The 16443-nt window shown below is 57.6% G+C and carries 14 protein-coding genes and 1 other annotated feature; of the genes, 11 read left to right on the top strand and 3 right to left on the bottom strand.

Going from position 1 to position 16443, the window contains the following annotated elements; all coding sequences use genetic code 11:
- Positions 1-92: 92 nt before the first annotated feature.
- Positions 93-3446 carry a mechanosensitive channel MscK gene (gene mscK / locus ABIC80_RS19465; RefSeq protein ID WP_429178333.1) on the top strand — a complete coding sequence of 1118 codons (3354 nt, stop codon included), beginning with the start codon at positions 93-95 and terminating at the stop codon, positions 3444-3446.
- Between the two features lie 17 nt (positions 3447-3463).
- Here mscK and rsmS read toward each other — a convergent pair whose 3' ends face one another.
- Positions 3464-3625 carry a pleiotropic regulatory protein RsmS gene (gene rsmS / locus ABIC80_RS19460; RefSeq protein WP_429178374.1) on the bottom strand — a complete coding sequence of 54 codons (162 nt, stop codon included), beginning with the start codon at positions 3623-3625 and terminating at the stop codon, positions 3464-3466.
- A gap of 13 nt (positions 3626-3638) precedes the next feature.
- Positions 3639-4166 (bottom strand): primosomal replication protein N'', encoded by a 528-nt coding sequence (gene priC / locus ABIC80_RS19455; RefSeq protein ID WP_429178332.1) that lies wholly within the window; start codon positions 4164-4166, stop codon positions 3639-3641.
- A gap of 67 nt (positions 4167-4233) precedes the next feature.
- Between priC and ABIC80_RS19450 the strand changes: the two genes are divergently transcribed.
- The 9 genes from ABIC80_RS19450 (at position 4234) to ABIC80_RS19410 (ending at position 13612) form a co-directional block, all read left to right on the top strand.
- Positions 4234-4611: a DUF454 family protein gene (locus tag ABIC80_RS19450; protein WP_042717622.1), complete on the top strand. Its 378-nt coding sequence runs from the start codon at positions 4234-4236 to the stop codon at positions 4609-4611.
- Positions 4612-4762: 151 nt separating this feature from the next.
- Positions 4763-5314, top strand: coding sequence for an adenine phosphoribosyltransferase (gene apt, locus ABIC80_RS19445; protein WP_023478292.1), 552 nt, complete (start codon positions 4763-4765; stop codon positions 5312-5314).
- A 109-nt stretch (positions 5315-5423) separates the two neighbouring features.
- Positions 5424-7355, top strand: a complete 1932-nt coding sequence (gene dnaX, locus ABIC80_RS19440; protein WP_429178330.1) for a DNA polymerase III subunit gamma/tau — start codon at positions 5424-5426, stop codon at positions 7353-7355.
- Positions 6688-6752, top strand: a sequence feature (DnaX frameshifting element). Its footprint overlaps the gene before it by 65 nt.
- An 82-nt stretch (positions 7356-7437) precedes the next feature.
- Positions 7438-7767, top strand: coding sequence for a YbaB/EbfC family nucleoid-associated protein (locus ABIC80_RS19435; RefSeq protein WP_023478246.1), 330 nt, complete (start codon positions 7438-7440; stop codon positions 7765-7767).
- Complete coding sequence (recR, locus tag ABIC80_RS19430; RefSeq protein ID WP_023478251.1) at positions 7767-8372, top strand: recombination mediator RecR; 606 nt, start codon at positions 7767-7769, stop codon at positions 8370-8372. Before ABIC80_RS19435 ends, recR begins: the two co-directional genes overlap by 1 nt.
- 109 nt (positions 8373-8481) lie before the next feature.
- Positions 8482-10356 (top strand): molecular chaperone HtpG, encoded by a 1875-nt coding sequence (gene htpG / locus ABIC80_RS19425; protein WP_076769501.1) that lies wholly within the window; start codon positions 8482-8484, stop codon positions 10354-10356.
- A gap of 170 nt (positions 10357-10526) precedes the next feature.
- Positions 10527-11171 carry an adenylate kinase gene (gene adk, locus ABIC80_RS19420; protein ID WP_042713820.1) on the top strand — a complete coding sequence of 215 codons (645 nt, stop codon included), beginning with the start codon at positions 10527-10529 and terminating at the stop codon, positions 11169-11171.
- 112 nt (positions 11172-11283) lie between these two features.
- Entirely contained in the window at positions 11284-12246 is a 963-nt protein-coding gene (gene hemH, locus ABIC80_RS19415) for a ferrochelatase (RefSeq protein ID WP_429178328.1), read from the top strand.
- Positions 12247-12307: 61 nt separating this feature from the next.
- The gene (locus ABIC80_RS19410) at positions 12308-13612 is read left to right on the top strand and encodes an inosine/guanosine kinase (protein ID WP_263753078.1); all 1305 of its coding nucleotides are present in this window, start codon (positions 12308-12310) and stop codon (positions 13610-13612) included.
- A gap of 673 nt (positions 13613-14285) precedes the next feature.
- Here ABIC80_RS19410 and ybaL read toward each other — a convergent pair.
- Positions 14286-15968 (bottom strand): YbaL family putative K(+) efflux transporter, encoded by a 1683-nt coding sequence (gene ybaL, locus ABIC80_RS19405; RefSeq protein WP_054804529.1) that lies wholly within the window; start codon positions 15966-15968, stop codon positions 14286-14288.
- A 193-nt stretch (positions 15969-16161) separates the two neighbouring features.
- Between ybaL and ABIC80_RS19400 the strand changes: the two genes are divergently transcribed.
- A complete protein-coding gene (locus ABIC80_RS19400) occupies positions 16162-16359 on the top strand; it encodes a hypothetical protein (RefSeq protein ID WP_429178326.1) in 198 nt (65 codons plus the stop codon).
- Positions 16360-16443: the final 84 nt, after the last annotated feature.

Here is a 16443-nt window from a genome sequence, read left to right as displayed (position 1 = left end):
CTCACTCTTCTAGGTAGTTGTCTGCACGCGTGATATTCTTCGCGCGTGGCCACTCCGGCCGCTTTCCCGAACAGACAACGATCGCTCAAATTATGTTGCACACCAATCGCACACCTAACCCGTTCGCAGCATTTGCCGCCGCACTGTTTCTTATTTTTATCAGCTTCTCAAGCCTGGCGGCGTCCGCACAGAGCGGAAGTGATTTGCCTTCGCGCAGCGAAGTGCAGAATCAGCTCGACGCACTCAATAAACAAAAAGATCACTCCGCGCAGGAGAAGCTGGTTATTCAGGATCTCAATGAGACTCTTGATACGCTGGATAAAATCGACCGCGTCAAGCAGGAGACCGCGCTGCTGAAGCAGAAAGTGGCGCAGGCGCCGGAGCAGTTGCGTCAGGCTACCGATGCTCTTAACGCGCTGAATGATAAAGACAGCGATGAGGAGACGCGCAAAACCCTTGCCACGCTCTCGCTTCGTCAACTGGAGTCGCGCGTTTCGCAGCTGCTTGAAGATCTGCAAACCGCGCAGAACGATCTCTCCAACTACAACAGCCAGCTGGTGTCGCTGCAGACGCAGCCGGAGCGCGTACAGAATGCGATGTACAGCGCTTCGCAGCAGTTGCAGGAGATCCGCAACCGTCTGAACGGCACGGTTGCCGGCGAAGGGGCCCTGCGCCCGACGCAGCAAACGCTGTTACAGGCTCAGCAAACCCTGCTTAATGCGCAAATTGAACAGCTGCGCAAAAGCCTCGAAGGCAATACCACTTTGCAGGATACGCTGCAGAAGCAGCGGGATTATGTCACCGCAAACAGTAACCGCCTCGAACACCAGCTTCAGTTATTGCAGGAAGCGGTCAACAGCAAACGTCTGACGCTGACGGAGAAGACGGCGCAGGAGGCGGTGACGCCGGATGATACCGCGCGCATTCAGGCGAACCCGCTGGTGAGCCAGGAGCTGGAGATTAACCACCAGCTGAGCCAGAAGCTGATTGAAGCCACCGAAAGCGGCAACGCGCTGGTGCAGCAGAATATCAAAGTGAAGAACTGGCTCGACCGCGCCCTGCAATCCGAGCGCAATATTAAAGAACAAATTTCGGTGCTGAAGGGGAGCCTGCTACTGTCGCGCATCCTCTATCAGCAACAGCAGACGCTGCCCTCAGCCGATGAGCTTGAGGATATGACCAACCGCATTGCGGATCTGCGTCTGGAGCAGTTCGACATCAACCAGAAGCGTGACGCGCTGTTCCAGAACGAGAACTTCGTCGCCAAACTGGAAGAGGGTCACCAGAGCGAAGTCAACGACGAAGTACACGACGCGCTGTTGCAGGTGGTCGATATGCGTCGTGAGTTACTCGATCAACTAAACAAGCAGCTCGGCAACCAGCTGATGATGGCCATTAACCTGCAGGTCAATCAGCAGCAGTTGATGAGCGTGTCAAAAAGCCTGCAAGAGATCCTGACTCAGCAAATCTTCTGGGTAAACAGCAACAAGCCGATGGACTGGGAGTGGATCAAAGCCTTCCCGCAGACCCTGCGCGATGAGATCAAAGGCACCCGCATTACCGTCAACTGGGAAAAAGCGTTGCCTGCGGTGGCGATCGCGTTTCTCGCCGGGCTGCCGCTGCTGCTGATTGCCGGGCTGATCCGCTGGCGTTTGCGCTGGCTGAAAAAGTATCAGGCAAAGCTGGCGGAGCAGGTTGGGCAGCTTCGCAGCGACAGCCAGCTGCATACGCCAAAAGCGATTCTCATCGATCTGATCCGCGCCTTGCCGGTCTGCCTGCTGATTCTGGCGGCGGGGCTGATTCTGCTTACCATGCAGCTCAATATCAGCGAACTGCTGTGGGCATTCAGTAAGAAGCTGGCGCTCTTCTGGCTGGTCTTTGGCCTGTGCTGGAAAGTGCTGGAGAAAGAGGGCGTTGCCGTTAACCACTTTGGCATGCCAGCGCAGCTGACCAGCCACTGGCGGCGGCAGATTGTGCGCATCAGCCTCGCGCTGCTGCCGCTCCACTTCTGGTCGGTGGTCTCTGAGCTGTCGCCGCTGCATCTGATGGATGATGTGCTCGGGCAGTTTGTCATTCTGCTGAACCTGCTGGTGATCACCGCGCTGGTGTGGCCGATGTTCCGCGAAAGCTGGCACGATAAAGAGTCCCATGCGCTGCGCCTGGTCACCGTTACGGTGCTGGCGATTGTGCCGATTGCCTTAATGGTGCTGACCGCGACCGGCTACTTCTACACCACGTTGCGCCTTGCCGGGCGCTGGATCGAAACCGTCTATCTGGTGATTATCTGGAACTTGCTCTACCAGACGGTGCTGCGCGGTTTGAGCGTGGCGGCGCGGCGTATTGCCTATCGCCGTGCGCTGGCGCGTCGCCAGAATATGGTAAAAGAGGGCGCGGAAGGCGCCGAGCCGCCGGAAGAGCCGACCATTGCACTGGAGCAGGTTAACCAGCAGACACTGCGCATCACCATGCTGGTGATGGTGGCGCTGTTTGGCGTCGTCTTCTGGGCGATATGGTCAGACTTGATCACTGTGTTTGCCTACCTCGACAGCATTACGCTGTGGCACTACAACGGCACCGAAGCGGGGGCGGCGGTGACCAAGAGCGTTACTCTCGGCAGCCTGCTGTTTGCGATTATCGCCTTTGTGGTGGCTTGGGCACTGATCCGCAACTTGCCGGGTCTGCTGGAAGTGTTAGTCCTGTCGCGTCTCAATATGCGCCAGGGCTCCTCCTACGCCGTCACCACTATTCTGAACTACGTCATTATCGCGGTCGGAGCGCTAACGGTCTTCGGATCGCTCGGTGTCTCGTGGGATAAGTTGCAGTGGCTGGCGGCGGCGTTGTCGGTCGGTCTCGGCTTCGGGTTGCAGGAGATCTTCGGTAACTTTGTCTCAGGCCTGATTATCCTTTTTGAGCGCCCGGTGCGTATCGGCGATACCGTCACCATCGGTACCTTCTCCGGCACGGTCAGCAAGATCCGTATTCGTGCGACAACCATCACCGACTTCGATCGCAAAGAGGTGATTATCCCGAACAAGGCCTTTGTGACCGAGCGGCTGATCAACTGGTCGCTCTCCGATACCATCACCCGCGTGGTGATCCGTATCGGTGTGGCCTATGGCTCCGATCTGGAGAAAGTGAAGAAGGTGCTGCTGAAAGCGGCGATGGATCACCCGAAAGTGATGCACGATCCGGAACCGGCGGTCTTCTTTACCACCTTCGGGCCGAGCACGCTGGATCACGAACTGCGTCTGTATGTGCGTGAACTGCGCGATCGCAGCTATACGGTGGATGAGCTTAACCGCACCATCGATCGCATGTGCCGGGAAAACGACATCAATATCGCCTTCAACCAGCTCGAAGTGCACCTGCGCAATGAGAAGGGCGATGAGTTAACGGAAGTGAAGCGCGAGATAAAGGGCGACGATCCAACACCTGAAGTGTCGTAATGGTTAGCCCCTCTTCCTCAGGGAAGGGGGGCTACCGGCTGTAACTGCTTCTGTTCAAAATCCCGTTTGACGATCTCCAGCGCTTTTAACACCAGATCGGGGGCGATCTCATGCTGTTCAAGCAGCATAATCAGATCGACCGCCAGCTTGACCTCATCCGGGGCATTTTCCAGCGACATCATCTCTCCTTGGTTAACGGGTTAAACGCGCCAGCACGCGCTCAATATTCTCCAGCGCTTTGCGACAGCGGCCGAGCCGGACATCTAATGCTTCCACTTCTTTATGCAGCTTCTGCTGCTCGGCAAGTGTAGTAACCGACGCTAAACGTACGTTACGCTCGTTTTTCATCGCCTGCAGGCGGCGCTCATACTCCTGATGCTGCAAGCGCCGCCGCTGCCAGCGCGTAATGCCGGGCGAGGCGTGATCCCACTGGCGCAGTGGCCAGACGGCGCTCTCCCGCGTCAGCGCGGCGATTTGTGCGGTTAAATGCTCCGCCAGCCAGAGCGCCTGCGGCAAATGGTTGCGCGCCACGGTCTCGCGCAGCGCCGCCAGGTTTTTATCGGTCTCATTAAGATAAGCACGCATGCGCGTATCTTTTGTCTGAAAAAGATGGCGATCAAAACGGGCGCTGACGGTGACGTGATCCGCCAGCGGCGCGGCCTGCTGGCGTAACCGGGCAAGTTGCTGCTCCAGCCTCTCTAAAAGCGCGTCGCTTTTCATCTCTCATTCCCTCTTTTTCACGGCGATTATGGTACATTAGCCGCTTATTCCGGCAACGATTAGCACTATGCAACGCACTATTTTAATCATCATTGGCTGGCTGGCGGTAGTGCTCGGCACCCTGGGTGTCGTTCTGCCCGTTTTACCGACCACGCCTTTTATTCTGCTGGCCGCCTGGTGTTTTGCCCGCTCGTCGCCGCGTTTTCATCACTGGCTGCTCTACCGCTCATGGTTTGGCGGCTATCTGCGGCACTGGCAGCAGTATCGCGCCATGCCGCCCGGCGCAAAGCCGCGCGCGATTGTTATTACGCTTCTGACCTTCGCGGTCTCGCTCTATTTTGTGAAGATGATGTGGGTGCGCGTTTTGCTGCTGATCATCCTCGCGTGTCTGCTGATTTTTCTCTGGCGGATACCGGTGGTTGATGCAAAGCAACAAAAAACCTAATGCGCTGCGATGGCAGTTGCAATTCTCGCTCACTGCCAGTAAATTCGAGCGTTTTCGAGCACGGGGTCAACTGGTTAAAGCTTAACCAGAGGCCAATTGAGCCTTTATCATACGTCCCGTGAGTAATACCGTTTCTATCAGGCAAATATCCATGACAGCGACTGCGCAGCAGCTTGAATTTCTCAAAAACAGCATCAAAAGCATTCAGGATTACCCGAAGCCGGGCATCCTGTTCCGTGATGTCACCAGTTTGCTGGAAGACCCGAAGGCGTACGCCCTCAGCATTGAACTGCTGGTTGAGCGTTACAAAAACGCCGGGATCACTAAAGTTGTTGGTACCGAAGCGCGTGGCTTCCTGTTCGGCGCGCCGGTGGCGTTAGGCCTCGGCGTTGGCTTTGTGCCGGTACGTAAGCCGCGTAAATTGCCACGTGAAACTATCAGCGAGAGTTATGAGCTGGAGTATGGCACCGATCAGTTAGAGATCCATGTTGATGCGATCCAGGCTGGCGACACCGTGCTGGTGGTCGACGATCTGCTGGCAACCGGCGGTACCATCGAAGCGACGGTGAAACTGATCCGCCGTCTGGGTGGCGAGGTTACCGACGCGGCGTTCATTATCAATCTGTTCGACCTGGGCGGCGAAGAGCGCCTGAAAAAACAGGGTGTTACTAGCTACAGCCTGGTCTCGTTCCCGGGGCATTGATCCCGCGTACCTTCATCCCTCACGCCTGAGGGATGAAGTGCATTCTCAGCCGATGCTGTGTTAGCATTACCCCTCGTGAATCCACCTTCCAGCGTTTCAGAGCCTGCCAATGAGTTATCAGGTCTTAGCCCGAAAATGGCGACCGCAAACTTTTGCTGACGTCGTCGGCCAGGAGCATGTGCTGACCGCACTGGCGAACGGCTTAACATCAGGACGCATTCATCATGCGTATCTGTTCTCCGGCACCCGCGGCGTCGGAAAAACCTCTATTGCCCGTTTGCTGGCGAAGGGGCTTAACTGCGAAACCGGTATTACGGCGACACCGTGCGGTGTCTGCGATAACTGCCGTGAAATCGAGCAGGGCCGTTTTGTCGATCTGATTGAGATCGACGCCGCGTCGCGCACCAAAGTGGAAGATACCCGCGATCTGCTGGACAACGTCCAGTACGCGCCGGCGCGTGGCCGCTTCAAAGTCTATCTGATTGACGAAGTGCACATGCTCTCGCGTCACAGCTTCAACGCGTTGTTGAAAACCCTTGAAGAGCCGCCCGCGCACGTTAAATTCCTGCTGGCGACCACCGATCCGCAAAAACTGCCGGTGACGATCCTTTCCCGCTGCCTGCAGTTCCATCTTAAAGCGCTGGATGTCGATCAGATCCGCACCCAGCTTGAACATATTCTCACTGATGAGAAGATCGAATCCGAGCCGCGTGCGCTGCAACTGCTGGCGCGCGCCGCCGACGGCAGCCTGCGTGATGCCCTGAGCCTGACCGATCAGGCAATCGCCAGCGGCAACGGCCAGCTTTCCGCTGCGGTAGTCAGCGCCATGCTCGGCACGCTGAATGACGATCAGGCGCTCTCACTGGTCGAGGCGGTGATTGCCGCCAACGGCGAGCGGGCAATGGCGCTGGTCCATGATGCCGCCTCGCGTGGCGTCGAGTGGGACGCGCTGCTGCTGGAGATGCAGAGCCTGCTGCACCGCATCGCCATGGTTCAGCTCACCCCAGCGGCACTCGGCAGCGATATGGCATCGGTGGAGCACCGTCTGCGCGAACTCGCGCGCACCGTACCGCCTGCCGATATTCAGCTCTACTACCAGACGCTGCTGATTGGCCGCAAAGAGTTACCCTTCGCGCCCGACAGACGGATGGGCGTTGAGATGACCCTACTGCGCGCGCTGGCGTTCCACCCGCGCGCGCCGCTGCCTGCGCCAGAAGTGCAGCAGGCTTCGTTTGCGCCGGTCGCGCCGACGGCGGTGATGTCGCCGCAGCAGGTCGCTCCTGCACCGCAGGCGCAGCCCGCGCCCCAGCAAGATGTTCCGCTGCCGCCCTCTACCAGCCAGGTGCTGGCGGCGCGCAGACAGCTGCAGCAGGCGCAGGGAGCAGACAAAGCAAAAAAGAGTGAACCGGCAGCCGCAACCCGCGCGCGGCCGGTGAGTAACGCCGCGCTGGAGAGGCTCGCCTCTGTCACCGAGCGCGTACAGTCCCGCCCGGCGGCGGCAACGGCCGACAACAAGCCGGTGAAAAAAGAGGCCTATCGCTGGAAAGCGACCACCGTCGTTGAGACGGTAAAAGAGGTCATCGCCACGCCAAAAGCGCTGAAAAAGGCGCTTGAGCACGAGAAAACGCCGGAGCTGGCGAAGAAGCTGGCAGAAGAGGCGATCGAGCGCGACGCGTGGGCAAAAGAGGTGAGTCTGCTGAAATTGCCTAAACTGGTCGAGCAGGTGGCGCTGAATGCCTGGAAAGAGCAGGATGGCGCGCGCATCTGTCTGCACCTTCGCAGCGCCCAGCGCCATCTCCATTCGCCCGGCGCGGTGAAGACGCTCGGCGAGGCGCTTGGCGAATTGCACGGTTCTGCGGTTGAACTGACTATTATTGAAGATGATAATCCGGCGGTGCGTACGCCGCTGGAGTGGCGTCAGGCCATCTATGAAGAGAAGCTCGCGCAGGCGCGCGAGTCGATTATTGCGGATAGCAATATCCAGACCCTGCAGCGCTTTTTCGATGCGGATCTGGATGAAGAGAGTATCCGCCCCCTTTGACAGGAAGAGCGATACTTCCCGTTTTCAACCCTGAATGTGACTTATCAACCTGGTGAGTCACCACAGCTAAAGAGAGAAGCCTATGTTTGGAAAAGGCGGTCTGGGTAACCTGATGAAACAGGCCCAGCAGATGCAAGAAAAGATGCAGAAAGTGCAGGAAGAGATCGCGCAGCTGGAAGTGACCGGCGAATCAGGCGCGGGTCTGGTGAAAGTGACCATCAACGGCGCGCATAACTGCCGTCGCGTGGAGATCGATCCGAGCCTGCTCGAAGACGACAAAGAGATGCTGGAAGATCTGGTCGCCGCTGCATTCAACGATGCTGCACGCCGCATTGAAGAGACGCAGAAAGAGAAGATGGCCTCTGTCTCTTCCGGTATGTCCCTGCCGCCAGGCTTTAAGATGCCGTTCTGATGCAAACCAGTCCGCTGTTAACGCAGCTTATGGAAGCGTTGCGCTGTCTGCCGGGCGTCGGCCCGAAGTCGGCGCAGCGCATGGCATTTACGCTGCTGCAGCGGGATCGCAGCGGCGGCATGCGCCTCGCACAGGCGCTCACCCGGGCGATGTCGGAGATTGGTCACTGCGCGGATTGCCGCACCTTTACCGAGCAGGAGGTGTGTAACATCTGCACCAACCCGCGACGTCAGGAAAACGGTCAAATCTGCGTGGTGGAAAGCCCGGCGGACATCTACGCCATTGAGCAAACCGGTCAGTTTTCCGGTCGCTACTTTGTGCTGATGGGCCACCTGTCGCCGCTGGACGGTATCGGGCCGGATGATATCGGTCTTGACCGGCTGGAGCAGCGCCTTGAATCCGAAAAGATTCAGGAGGTGATCCTCGCCACCAACCCGACGGTGGAAGGGGAGGCGACCGCTAACTATATTGCCGAGCTGTGCGGGCAATATGGCGTGGAAGCCAGCCGTATCGCCCACGGCGTGCCGGTGGGCGGCGAGCTTGAGATGGTGGATGGCACCACGCTTTCCCACTCTCTCGCCGGGCGTCACAAGATTCGTTTTTAACCAGACGGGGGCAGAAATTTTTGCCTCCGCTTGAAATTCCCCGCCGTTATCCCCACTTCTCCCTCAACGCTTTTTCCACCTTGTAAATGGCATTGTTGAGGTTTTCCCAATGAAAGGACAAGAAACACGTGGCTTCCAGTCAGAAGTAAAACAGCTTCTGCATTTGATGATCCACTCTCTTTATTCCAACAAAGAAATCTTCCTGCGTGAGCTTATCTCCAACGCCTCGGATGCGGCGGATAAACTGCGTTTCCGCGCGCTCTCCAAACCCGATCTCTATGAAGGCGACGGCGACCTGCGCGTGCGCGTCTCCTTTGATAAAGAGAAACGTACCCTGACCATCGCCGATAACGGTATCGGTATGAACCGCGATGAAGTGATTGACCATCTGGGGACGATTGCCAAATCCGGCACCAAAGCCTTCCTCGAGTCGATGGGTTCCGACCAGGCGAAAGATAGCCAGCTGATCGGTCAGTTCGGCGTGGGTTTCTACTCGGCATTTATCGTTGCTGACAAAGTGACCGTGCGCACCCGCGCGGCGGGCGAAAGCGCCGAAAATGGCGTCTTCTGGGAATCGGAAGGCGCGGGCGAATACACCGTTGCCGATATCACCAAAGCCGATCGCGGTACCGAGATCACCCTGCATCTGCGCGAAGGGGAGGATGATTTCCTCAACGACTGGCGCGTGCGCTCCATCATCAGCAAATACTCCGACCATATCGCGCTGCCGGTTGAGATCGAAAAACAGGAAGAGAAAGACGGCGAAACCGTTGTCACCTGGGAGAAGATCAACAAAGCGCAGGCGCTGTGGACGCGTAACAAGTCTGAAATCAAAGATGACGAGTACAACGAGTTCTACAAACATATCTCCCATGATTACAGCGATCCGCTGATCTGGAGCCATAACCGCGTTGAAGGGAAGCAGGAGTACACCAGCCTGCTCTATATCCCGTCGCAGGCACCGTGGGATATGTGGAACCGCGATCATAAGCACGGCCTGAAACTCTACGTTCAGCGCGTCTTTATCATGGACGAAGCCGAGCAGTTTATGCCGAACTACCTGCGTTTCGTGCGCGGGCTGGTCGACTCCAACGATCTGCCGCTTAACGTCTCCCGTGAAATTCTGCAGGACAGCAGCGTCACCCGCAGCCTGCGCACCGCGCTGACCAAACGCGTGCTGCAGATGCTGGAAAAACTGGCGAAAGATGACGCGGAAAAATACCAGACCTTCTGGCAGCAGTTCGGCCTGGTGCTGAAAGAGGGGACCGGCGAAGACAGCGGCAACCTGGAGACCATCGCCAAACTGCTGCGTTTTGCCTCCACGCACAATGACTCCTCCGCACAGACCGTGTCGCTGGAAGAGTACGTCTCGCGCATGAAAGAGGGCCAGGAGAAGATCTACTTTATCACCGCCGACAGCTACGCCGCGGCGAAGAGCAGCCCGCACCTTGAGCTGCTGCGTAAGAAAGGCATCGAAGTGCTGCTGCTTTCCGACCGCATTGATGAGTGGATGATGAGCTACCTGACCGAGTTCGACGGTAAGCCGTTCCAGTCTGTAGCGAAAGCCGATGCCTCACTGGACAAGCTGGCTGACGAAGTGGATGAGACCACCAAAGAAGCGGAAAAAGCGCTGGAGCCATTTGTTGAGCGCGTGAAAACCCTGCTTGGTGAGCGCGTGAAAGAGGTACGTCTGACTCACCGTCTGACCGATACTCCGGCCGTTGTGGTGACCGATGCTGATGAGATGAGCACGCAGATGGCGAAGCTGTTTGCCGCGGCTGGTCAGAGCGCGCCGGAAGTGAAATACATCTTCGAACTGAACCCGGATCACGCGCTGGTGAAACGCGCGGCGGATACCCAGGACGAAGGGCAGTTTAACCAGTGGGTTGAGCTGCTGCTCGACCAGGCGCTGTTCGCCGAACGCGGTACGCTGGAAGATCCAAACCAGTTTATTCGCCGCATGAACCAGCTGCTGGTTTCGTAAGCAGCACCAGGGAGGCCACCGCGCCTCCCTTTTTTATTCCCGCTTTTGCCGTTTAAGAAAAAGGTAGCATTACCGTTTCAGCGTCCGCGCCTTTCTTGAGCCTGCCTCCTCTTGATGGTATCTTTTAGCGCTTTTGAAAAATTGAACCAACATTTGAGGGGATTTTCGCAATGCGTATTATTCTGCTGGGCGCTCCGGGCGCAGGTAAAGGAACTCAGGCGCAGTTCATCATGGAGAAATACGGTATTCCGCAAATCTCTACGGGTGACATGCTGCGTGCCGCAGTAAAATCTGGCAGCGAGCTGGGTAAACAGGCGAAAGATATCATGGACGCCGGCAAGCTGGTCACCGACGAGCTGGTTATTGCGCTGGTGAAAGAGCGTATCGCCCAGGAAGATTGCCGCAACGGCTTCCTGCTGGACGGTTTCCCGCGCACCATTCCGCAGGCGGATGCGATGAAAGAAGCCGGCATCAACGTCGATTTCGTGCTGGAATTCGCCGTACCGGACGAGCTGATTGTCGATCGTATCGTTGGTCGTCGCGTTCACGCCGCCTCTGGCCGCGTTTACCACATCAAATACAACCCGCCGAAAGAGGAAGGGAAAGATGATGTGACCGGCGACGAGCTGACCACCCGTAAAGACGATCAGGAAGAGACCGTGCGTAAGCGCCTGGTCGAATACCATCAGCTGACGGCACCGCTGATCGGCTACTATCAGAAAGAAGCGGAAGCGGGTAACACCCGGTACGTTAAAGTTGACGGCACCAAAGCGGTTAGCGACGTACGCGCTGAACTGGAAAAAATCCTCGGGTAATTTCCATTTCCCCCGGCTATATGCTGGGGGAAACTATCAATCACAGCAATTGGTTCCGTTTACCCGCTTTTCGGCTACAATAATCAACCAGTTAAATGGTTAAGAGGCGCGAATGAGTCAGGCAAAAACGGGCATTTTGTTGGCCAATCTCGGCACCCCCGATGCACCCACCCCCCAGGCCGTTAAACGGTATCTGCGGCAGTTCTTAAGCGACAGACGCGTGGTCGATGCGCCCCGCTTGCTGTGGTGGCCGCTGTTACGCGGCGTGATCCTGCCTATTCGTTCTCCCCGCGTGGCGAAACTCTACAAATCCGTCTGGATGGAAGAGGGCTCACCATTAATGGTCTACAGCCGCAGGCAGGAAAAGGCGTTAGCCGCTCGCTTGCCGGATGTGCCTGTTGCGCTTGGCATGAGCTACGGTTCACCGTCGCTGGAGAGCGCGGTCGAGGCGCTGATGGCGCAGGGCGTCGAACATATCGTTGTGCTTACGCTCTATCCGCAATACTCCTGCTCGACGGTTGCCGCCGTCTGGGATGAGCTGGCGCGTATTCTCGGCAAAAAACGCTTTATCCCCGGCATCTCCTTTATTCGCGACTACGCCGATAACGCAGACTACATCGCGGCGTTGGCGAACAGCGTGCGCGCCTCGTTTGCGCAGCATGGCGAACCGGATCTGCTTCTGCTCTCTTACCACGGTATTCCGCAGCGTTACGCCGCGCAGGGGGATGACTACCCGCAGCGCTGCCGCGATACCACCCGTGAGCTGGTTTCCGCTCTCGACCTGCCGCCGGAGAAGGTGATGATGACCTTCCAGTCGCGATTCGGCCGCGAACCGTGGCTGACGCCTTACACCGATGAGACGCTGAAAATGCTCGGTGAGAAGGGCGTGAAGCACATTCAGGTAATGTCACCGGGCTTTGCCGCCGACTGTCTGGAGACGCTGGAGGAGATCGCCGTGCAGAACCGCGAGTTCTTCCTCGAAGCCGGGGGCGAAAAGTATGAATACATTCCTGCACTGAATGATTCACCGGGGCATATTGAGATGATGGTCAACTTAACGGCCAAATATCGCTGATCGCTGCGCGGGCCGAGTGTGATACCATGCACGGCCCGAATGTATTGCACGTAGCACAAAGATGAAATTTCCCGGTAAACGTAAGTCCAAACACTATTTCCCCGTCAACGCCCGCGACCCCTTATTGCAGCAAATTCAGCCTGAGAGCGAAACCGGCACCAGCTGGGTGGTCGGCATCGACCAGACGCTGGTGGATATCGAAGCGAAAGTGGATGATGCGTTTATCGCACGTTTCGGCCTCAGTGCTGGCCATTCGCTGGTGATCGCCGATGATGTCGCCGAAGCGCTCTATCAGGAACTGGTAAGCAATAACCTGATTACCCACCAGTTTGCGGGCGGCACCATTGGCAACACCCTGCACAACTACTCGGTGCTGGCCGATGACCGCTCGGTTTTACTGGGCGTGATGTGCGATAACGTGCAAATCGGCGGTTACGCTTACCGTTACCTCTGCAACACCTCCAGCCGTACCGATCTTAACTACCTGCAGGGCGTTGAGGGGGCGATTGGCCGCTGCTTTACGCTGGTCAACGACAGCGGTGAGCGCACCTTCGCCATCAGCCCCGGTCATATGAACCAGCTGCGCCCGGAAAGTATTCCTGAAGAGGTGATTGCTGGCGCCTCCGCGCTGGTGCTCTCCTCCTATTTAGTGCGCTGTAAGCCCGGCGAACCGATGCCGGAGGCGACCATGCAGGCGGTAGCCTATGCCAAAAAGCACAACGTGCCGGTGGTGCTGACGCTGGGTACCAAATACGTTATCGCCGATAACGTGCCGTGGTGGCGCGACTTCCTCAAAGAGAACGTCTCGATTCTGGCGATGAATGAAGAGGAGGGGCACGCCCTGACCGGTGAGAGCGATCCGCTGATGGCGGCGGATAAAGCGCTGGACTGGGTCGATCTGGTGCTCTGCACCGCCGGGCCTGTCGGCTTATATATGGCGGGCTTTACCGAAGATGAGGCGAAGCGCAAAACCCAGCATCCGCTACTGCCGGGCGCGATTGCCGAATTTAACCAGTATGAGTTTAGCCGTGCGATCCGCCATAAGGATTGCGAGCATCCGCTGCGCATCTACTCCCATATCGCTCCTTATATGGGCGGGCCGGAGAAGATCATGAACACCAACGGCGCAGGCGATGGCGCGCTGGCGGCGCTGCTGCATGATATTACCGCTAATAACTATCACCGTAACAACGTGCCAAACTCCAGTAAGCATAACTTCAGCTGGCTGACCTACTCGTCGCTGGCGCAGGTGTGCAAATACGCGAACCGCGTCAGTTACCAGGTGCTGAACCAGCACTCCCCGCGCTTAACCCGCGGCCTGCCGGAGCGGGAAGATAGCCTCGAAGAGGCGTACTGGGAGCGTTAAGGAAAAGGCCAGTAGCGAAGCCGCTGAAACGGCCCAGGCCGGATAAGCGGTTACGCGCCATCCGGCATTCTCACCGCGGCACCGATTGCCGGATGGCGGCTCCGCCTTATCCGGCCTACAAAAGCGTAGCCCGCTGGAACGGCGTAGGCCGGATAAGCGCCAGCGCCATCCGGCATTATCACCGCGGCACCGATTGCCGGATGGCGGCTCCGCCTTATCCGGCCTACAAAAGCGTAGCCCGCTGAAACGGCGTAGGCCGGATAAGCGCCAGCGCCATCCGGCAATCTATCAGCGATACCGACTTTGCTTTTATCTCTAATATGACAGCGAGGGGTTATGTCCCCGTTGAAATCGGCGAGCCGAAGCGTGAATGACAAGGTCTGGACGCCAGGGATGGCGGACAGAGGCGAACCGAGACAGGGACTCGTTCCAGAAATGGAACGAGTAAGTCGAGTCGAGCCGGCCGCAGTCAGGCACGCGGGAGGTGAGCGCAGTGCGCAGCACCGATTTCCTTGCGGGGCCGCGGGGATTGATAAGGGGAGCGCGGCCGCTTCCCTTATCCCGTTCACCGCATAAGAGGTTAATGAAACTCCCGAACGCCTGGTGAACGGAACGATCCCACCAATGCAACATGCCAGGCCAATTGCCGGATGGCGCGTACCGCTTATCCGGCCTACGCGGTTTCCGCGGCTTCATTTCCTGCTGGCGTATTCGCCAGAATATTCAACATCGTGTTGGCGATCTCGCGCTCACCCATCACCACCTGGTTTGCACCGCGTTCGCTGATGTAATCCACCTCATCGTCATAATGGGCGCGGGCGATAATCTCAATGTTCGGGCACTTCTCGCGCGCGGTGGCGACAATCTCACCCGCTTCATAGCCGTTCGGGATGGTCAACAGCAGCCAGCGGGCGCAATCCAGATGCGCCAGATTCATAATCTCTTCATTCGCCGCGTTGCCCAGCACCGCGCGGACACCGCGCTCGCGCAGCTCATCCACCCGCGTGCGCGAGGTTTCAATCACCACCAGCGGAATGCCCTGGGCAATCAGCTTCTCGCCGAGCAGGCTGCCGACGCGGCCAAAGCCGACCAGCAGCGCATGGTTGCAGATATCAACCGGGATCTGCTTCTCATCTTCCGTCGCCTCTTCCAGCGTCTGCTCCTCCAGCGTCTCGGTCTTATCGAGATACTTCTCGAGGATCGTAAAGAGGATTGGGTTGAGCATAATCGACAGGATCGCCCCTGCCAGCACGAGGTTTTGCCCCTCCTGCGGCAGCAGATCCAGCGCCATCCCCAGCCCTGCAAGAATAAAGGCGAACTCACCAATCTGCGCGAGGCTGGCGGCGATGGTTAATGCGGTACGCGGCGAGTGGCCAAACATGCGCACCAGCAGAAAAGCCGCCGCCGATTTACCAAAGACAATAATTGCCAGCGTTGCCAGCACCGCCAGCGGCTGATCGACAAGGATCATCGGATCAAACAGCATGCCGACGGAGACGAAGAAGAGCACGGCAAAAGCGTCGCGCAGCGGCAGCGTGTCGTGCGCCGCGCGGTGGCTCAGCTCGGACTCATTAAGCACCATGCCAGCGAAGAAGGCGCCGAGGGCGAAGGAAACATCAAACAGCTCAACCGCGCCGAAAGCGATACCGAGCGCCAGCGCCAGCACCGAAAGGGTAAACAGCTCGCGGGAGCCGGTTGCGGCGCTGCGCGCCATGATCCACGGCACCAGGCGGCGGCCAACCAGCATCATAATGGCGATAAAGGCCACCACTTTACCGATGGTGATACCCATATCCACCGCCAGCGAGGCAAGGCCAACATCGCCTTTCTCCATCATGCCTGCTACTGCGGGCAGCAGCACCAGCGTTAACACCATCACCAGGTCTTCAACGATCAGCCAGCCGATAGCTATCTGCCCGCGCTGGCTATCCACCAGTTGTCGCTCCTCAAGGGCGCGCAGCAGCACCACGGTACTGGCGGTCGAGAGACAGAGACCAAAGACGATGCCGGTCATCAGCGACCAGCCAAGCCCGGCAGAGAGCGCCATACCCAGCAGCGTCGCCACGGCTATCTGTGCGATCGCGCCGGGAATGGCGATGGCCTTTACCGCCATCAAATCCTTCAGGGAGAAGTGCAGGCCGACGCCGAACATCAGCAGTATCACGCCCAGCTCTGCGAGTTCAGGTGCCAGTTTGGTGTCCGCCACAAAACCTGGCGTAAACGGCCCCGATAACACGCCCGCTAATAAGTAACCCACCAGAGGGGAAATGCGCAGTTTGTTGGCAATCATGCCGAGGATAAAAGCGAGCACAAGCCCGCCGACAATGGTGGTAATAAGCGGTGTGGCGTGATGCATTCCGTCTCCTTTCGTTGATGCGTGGATCCCACGGTCGTCGACCGATAGCTGAGTTACAGTTTATGACAATTTTGCCGGCCGCGTTTGTTAATAATTGTTGAATTATGAAGAAAACAGCAATTTGGATGAAAAAAATCGCCAACCGGCTCTGCCATAACATAACTAAGGGCGCTAACGCCGTTTTAAAGGATAAATGGCAGAGAAAACCAGGGCTTTCCCCGAGCAGAAAGGCAGGGAAGTCAGCGTGATGGTGAGCGAATATGGTGATCATCCTGTGCAAACAGGGGAAGATGCGCTTTCTGCCTGCTCATTCAATGCAACCGTGCATCGTTACGCTTGTTGCGCTCACGCGCCTGCAAGATTGCGGTTGCGCCTCTTTTATGAACAATGAAGCGGCAGGCGGGAAATAAAAAGTGACGCGCAATAAACGCTGCCCGTCATAGTCACCAGAACTTATTTGTCTATTATTGACGAG

The organism is Kosakonia sp. 1610 (assembly GCF_050435845.1).
Classification (GTDB): Bacteria; Pseudomonadota; Gammaproteobacteria; order Enterobacterales; family Enterobacteriaceae; genus Kosakonia; species Kosakonia cowanii.
This window is presented reverse-complemented; position numbering and strand designations above follow the sequence as displayed.

Coding starts and splice junctions, on each gene's coding strand:
- mscK (WP_429178333.1), top strand. CDS start 93: ATGTTGCACACCAATCGCACACCTAACCCGTTCGCAGCATTTGCCGCC.
- rsmS (WP_429178374.1), bottom strand. CDS start 3,625: ATGTCGCTGGAAAATGCCCCGGATGAGGTCAAGCTGGCGGTCGATCTG.
- priC (WP_429178332.1), bottom strand. CDS start 4,166: ATGAAAAGCGACGCGCTTTTAGAGAGGCTGGAGCAGCAACTTGCCCGG.
- ABIC80_RS19450 (WP_042717622.1), top strand. CDS start 4,234: ATGCAACGCACTATTTTAATCATCATTGGCTGGCTGGCGGTAGTGCTC.
- apt (WP_023478292.1), top strand. CDS start 4,763: ATGACAGCGACTGCGCAGCAGCTTGAATTTCTCAAAAACAGCATCAAA.
- dnaX (WP_429178330.1), top strand. CDS start 5,424: ATGAGTTATCAGGTCTTAGCCCGAAAATGGCGACCGCAAACTTTTGCT.
- ABIC80_RS19435 (WP_023478246.1), top strand. CDS start 7,438: ATGTTTGGAAAAGGCGGTCTGGGTAACCTGATGAAACAGGCCCAGCAG.
- recR (WP_023478251.1), top strand. CDS start 7,767: ATGCAAACCAGTCCGCTGTTAACGCAGCTTATGGAAGCGTTGCGCTGT.
- htpG (WP_076769501.1), top strand. CDS start 8,482: ATGAAAGGACAAGAAACACGTGGCTTCCAGTCAGAAGTAAAACAGCTT.
- adk (WP_042713820.1), top strand. CDS start 10,527: ATGCGTATTATTCTGCTGGGCGCTCCGGGCGCAGGTAAAGGAACTCAG.
- hemH (WP_429178328.1), top strand. CDS start 11,284: ATGAGTCAGGCAAAAACGGGCATTTTGTTGGCCAATCTCGGCACCCCC.
- ABIC80_RS19410 (WP_263753078.1), top strand. CDS start 12,308: ATGAAATTTCCCGGTAAACGTAAGTCCAAACACTATTTCCCCGTCAAC.
- ybaL (WP_054804529.1), bottom strand. CDS start 15,968: ATGCATCACGCCACACCGCTTATTACCACCATTGTCGGCGGGCTTGTG.
- ABIC80_RS19400 (WP_429178326.1), top strand. CDS start 16,162: ATGGCAGAGAAAACCAGGGCTTTCCCCGAGCAGAAAGGCAGGGAAGTC.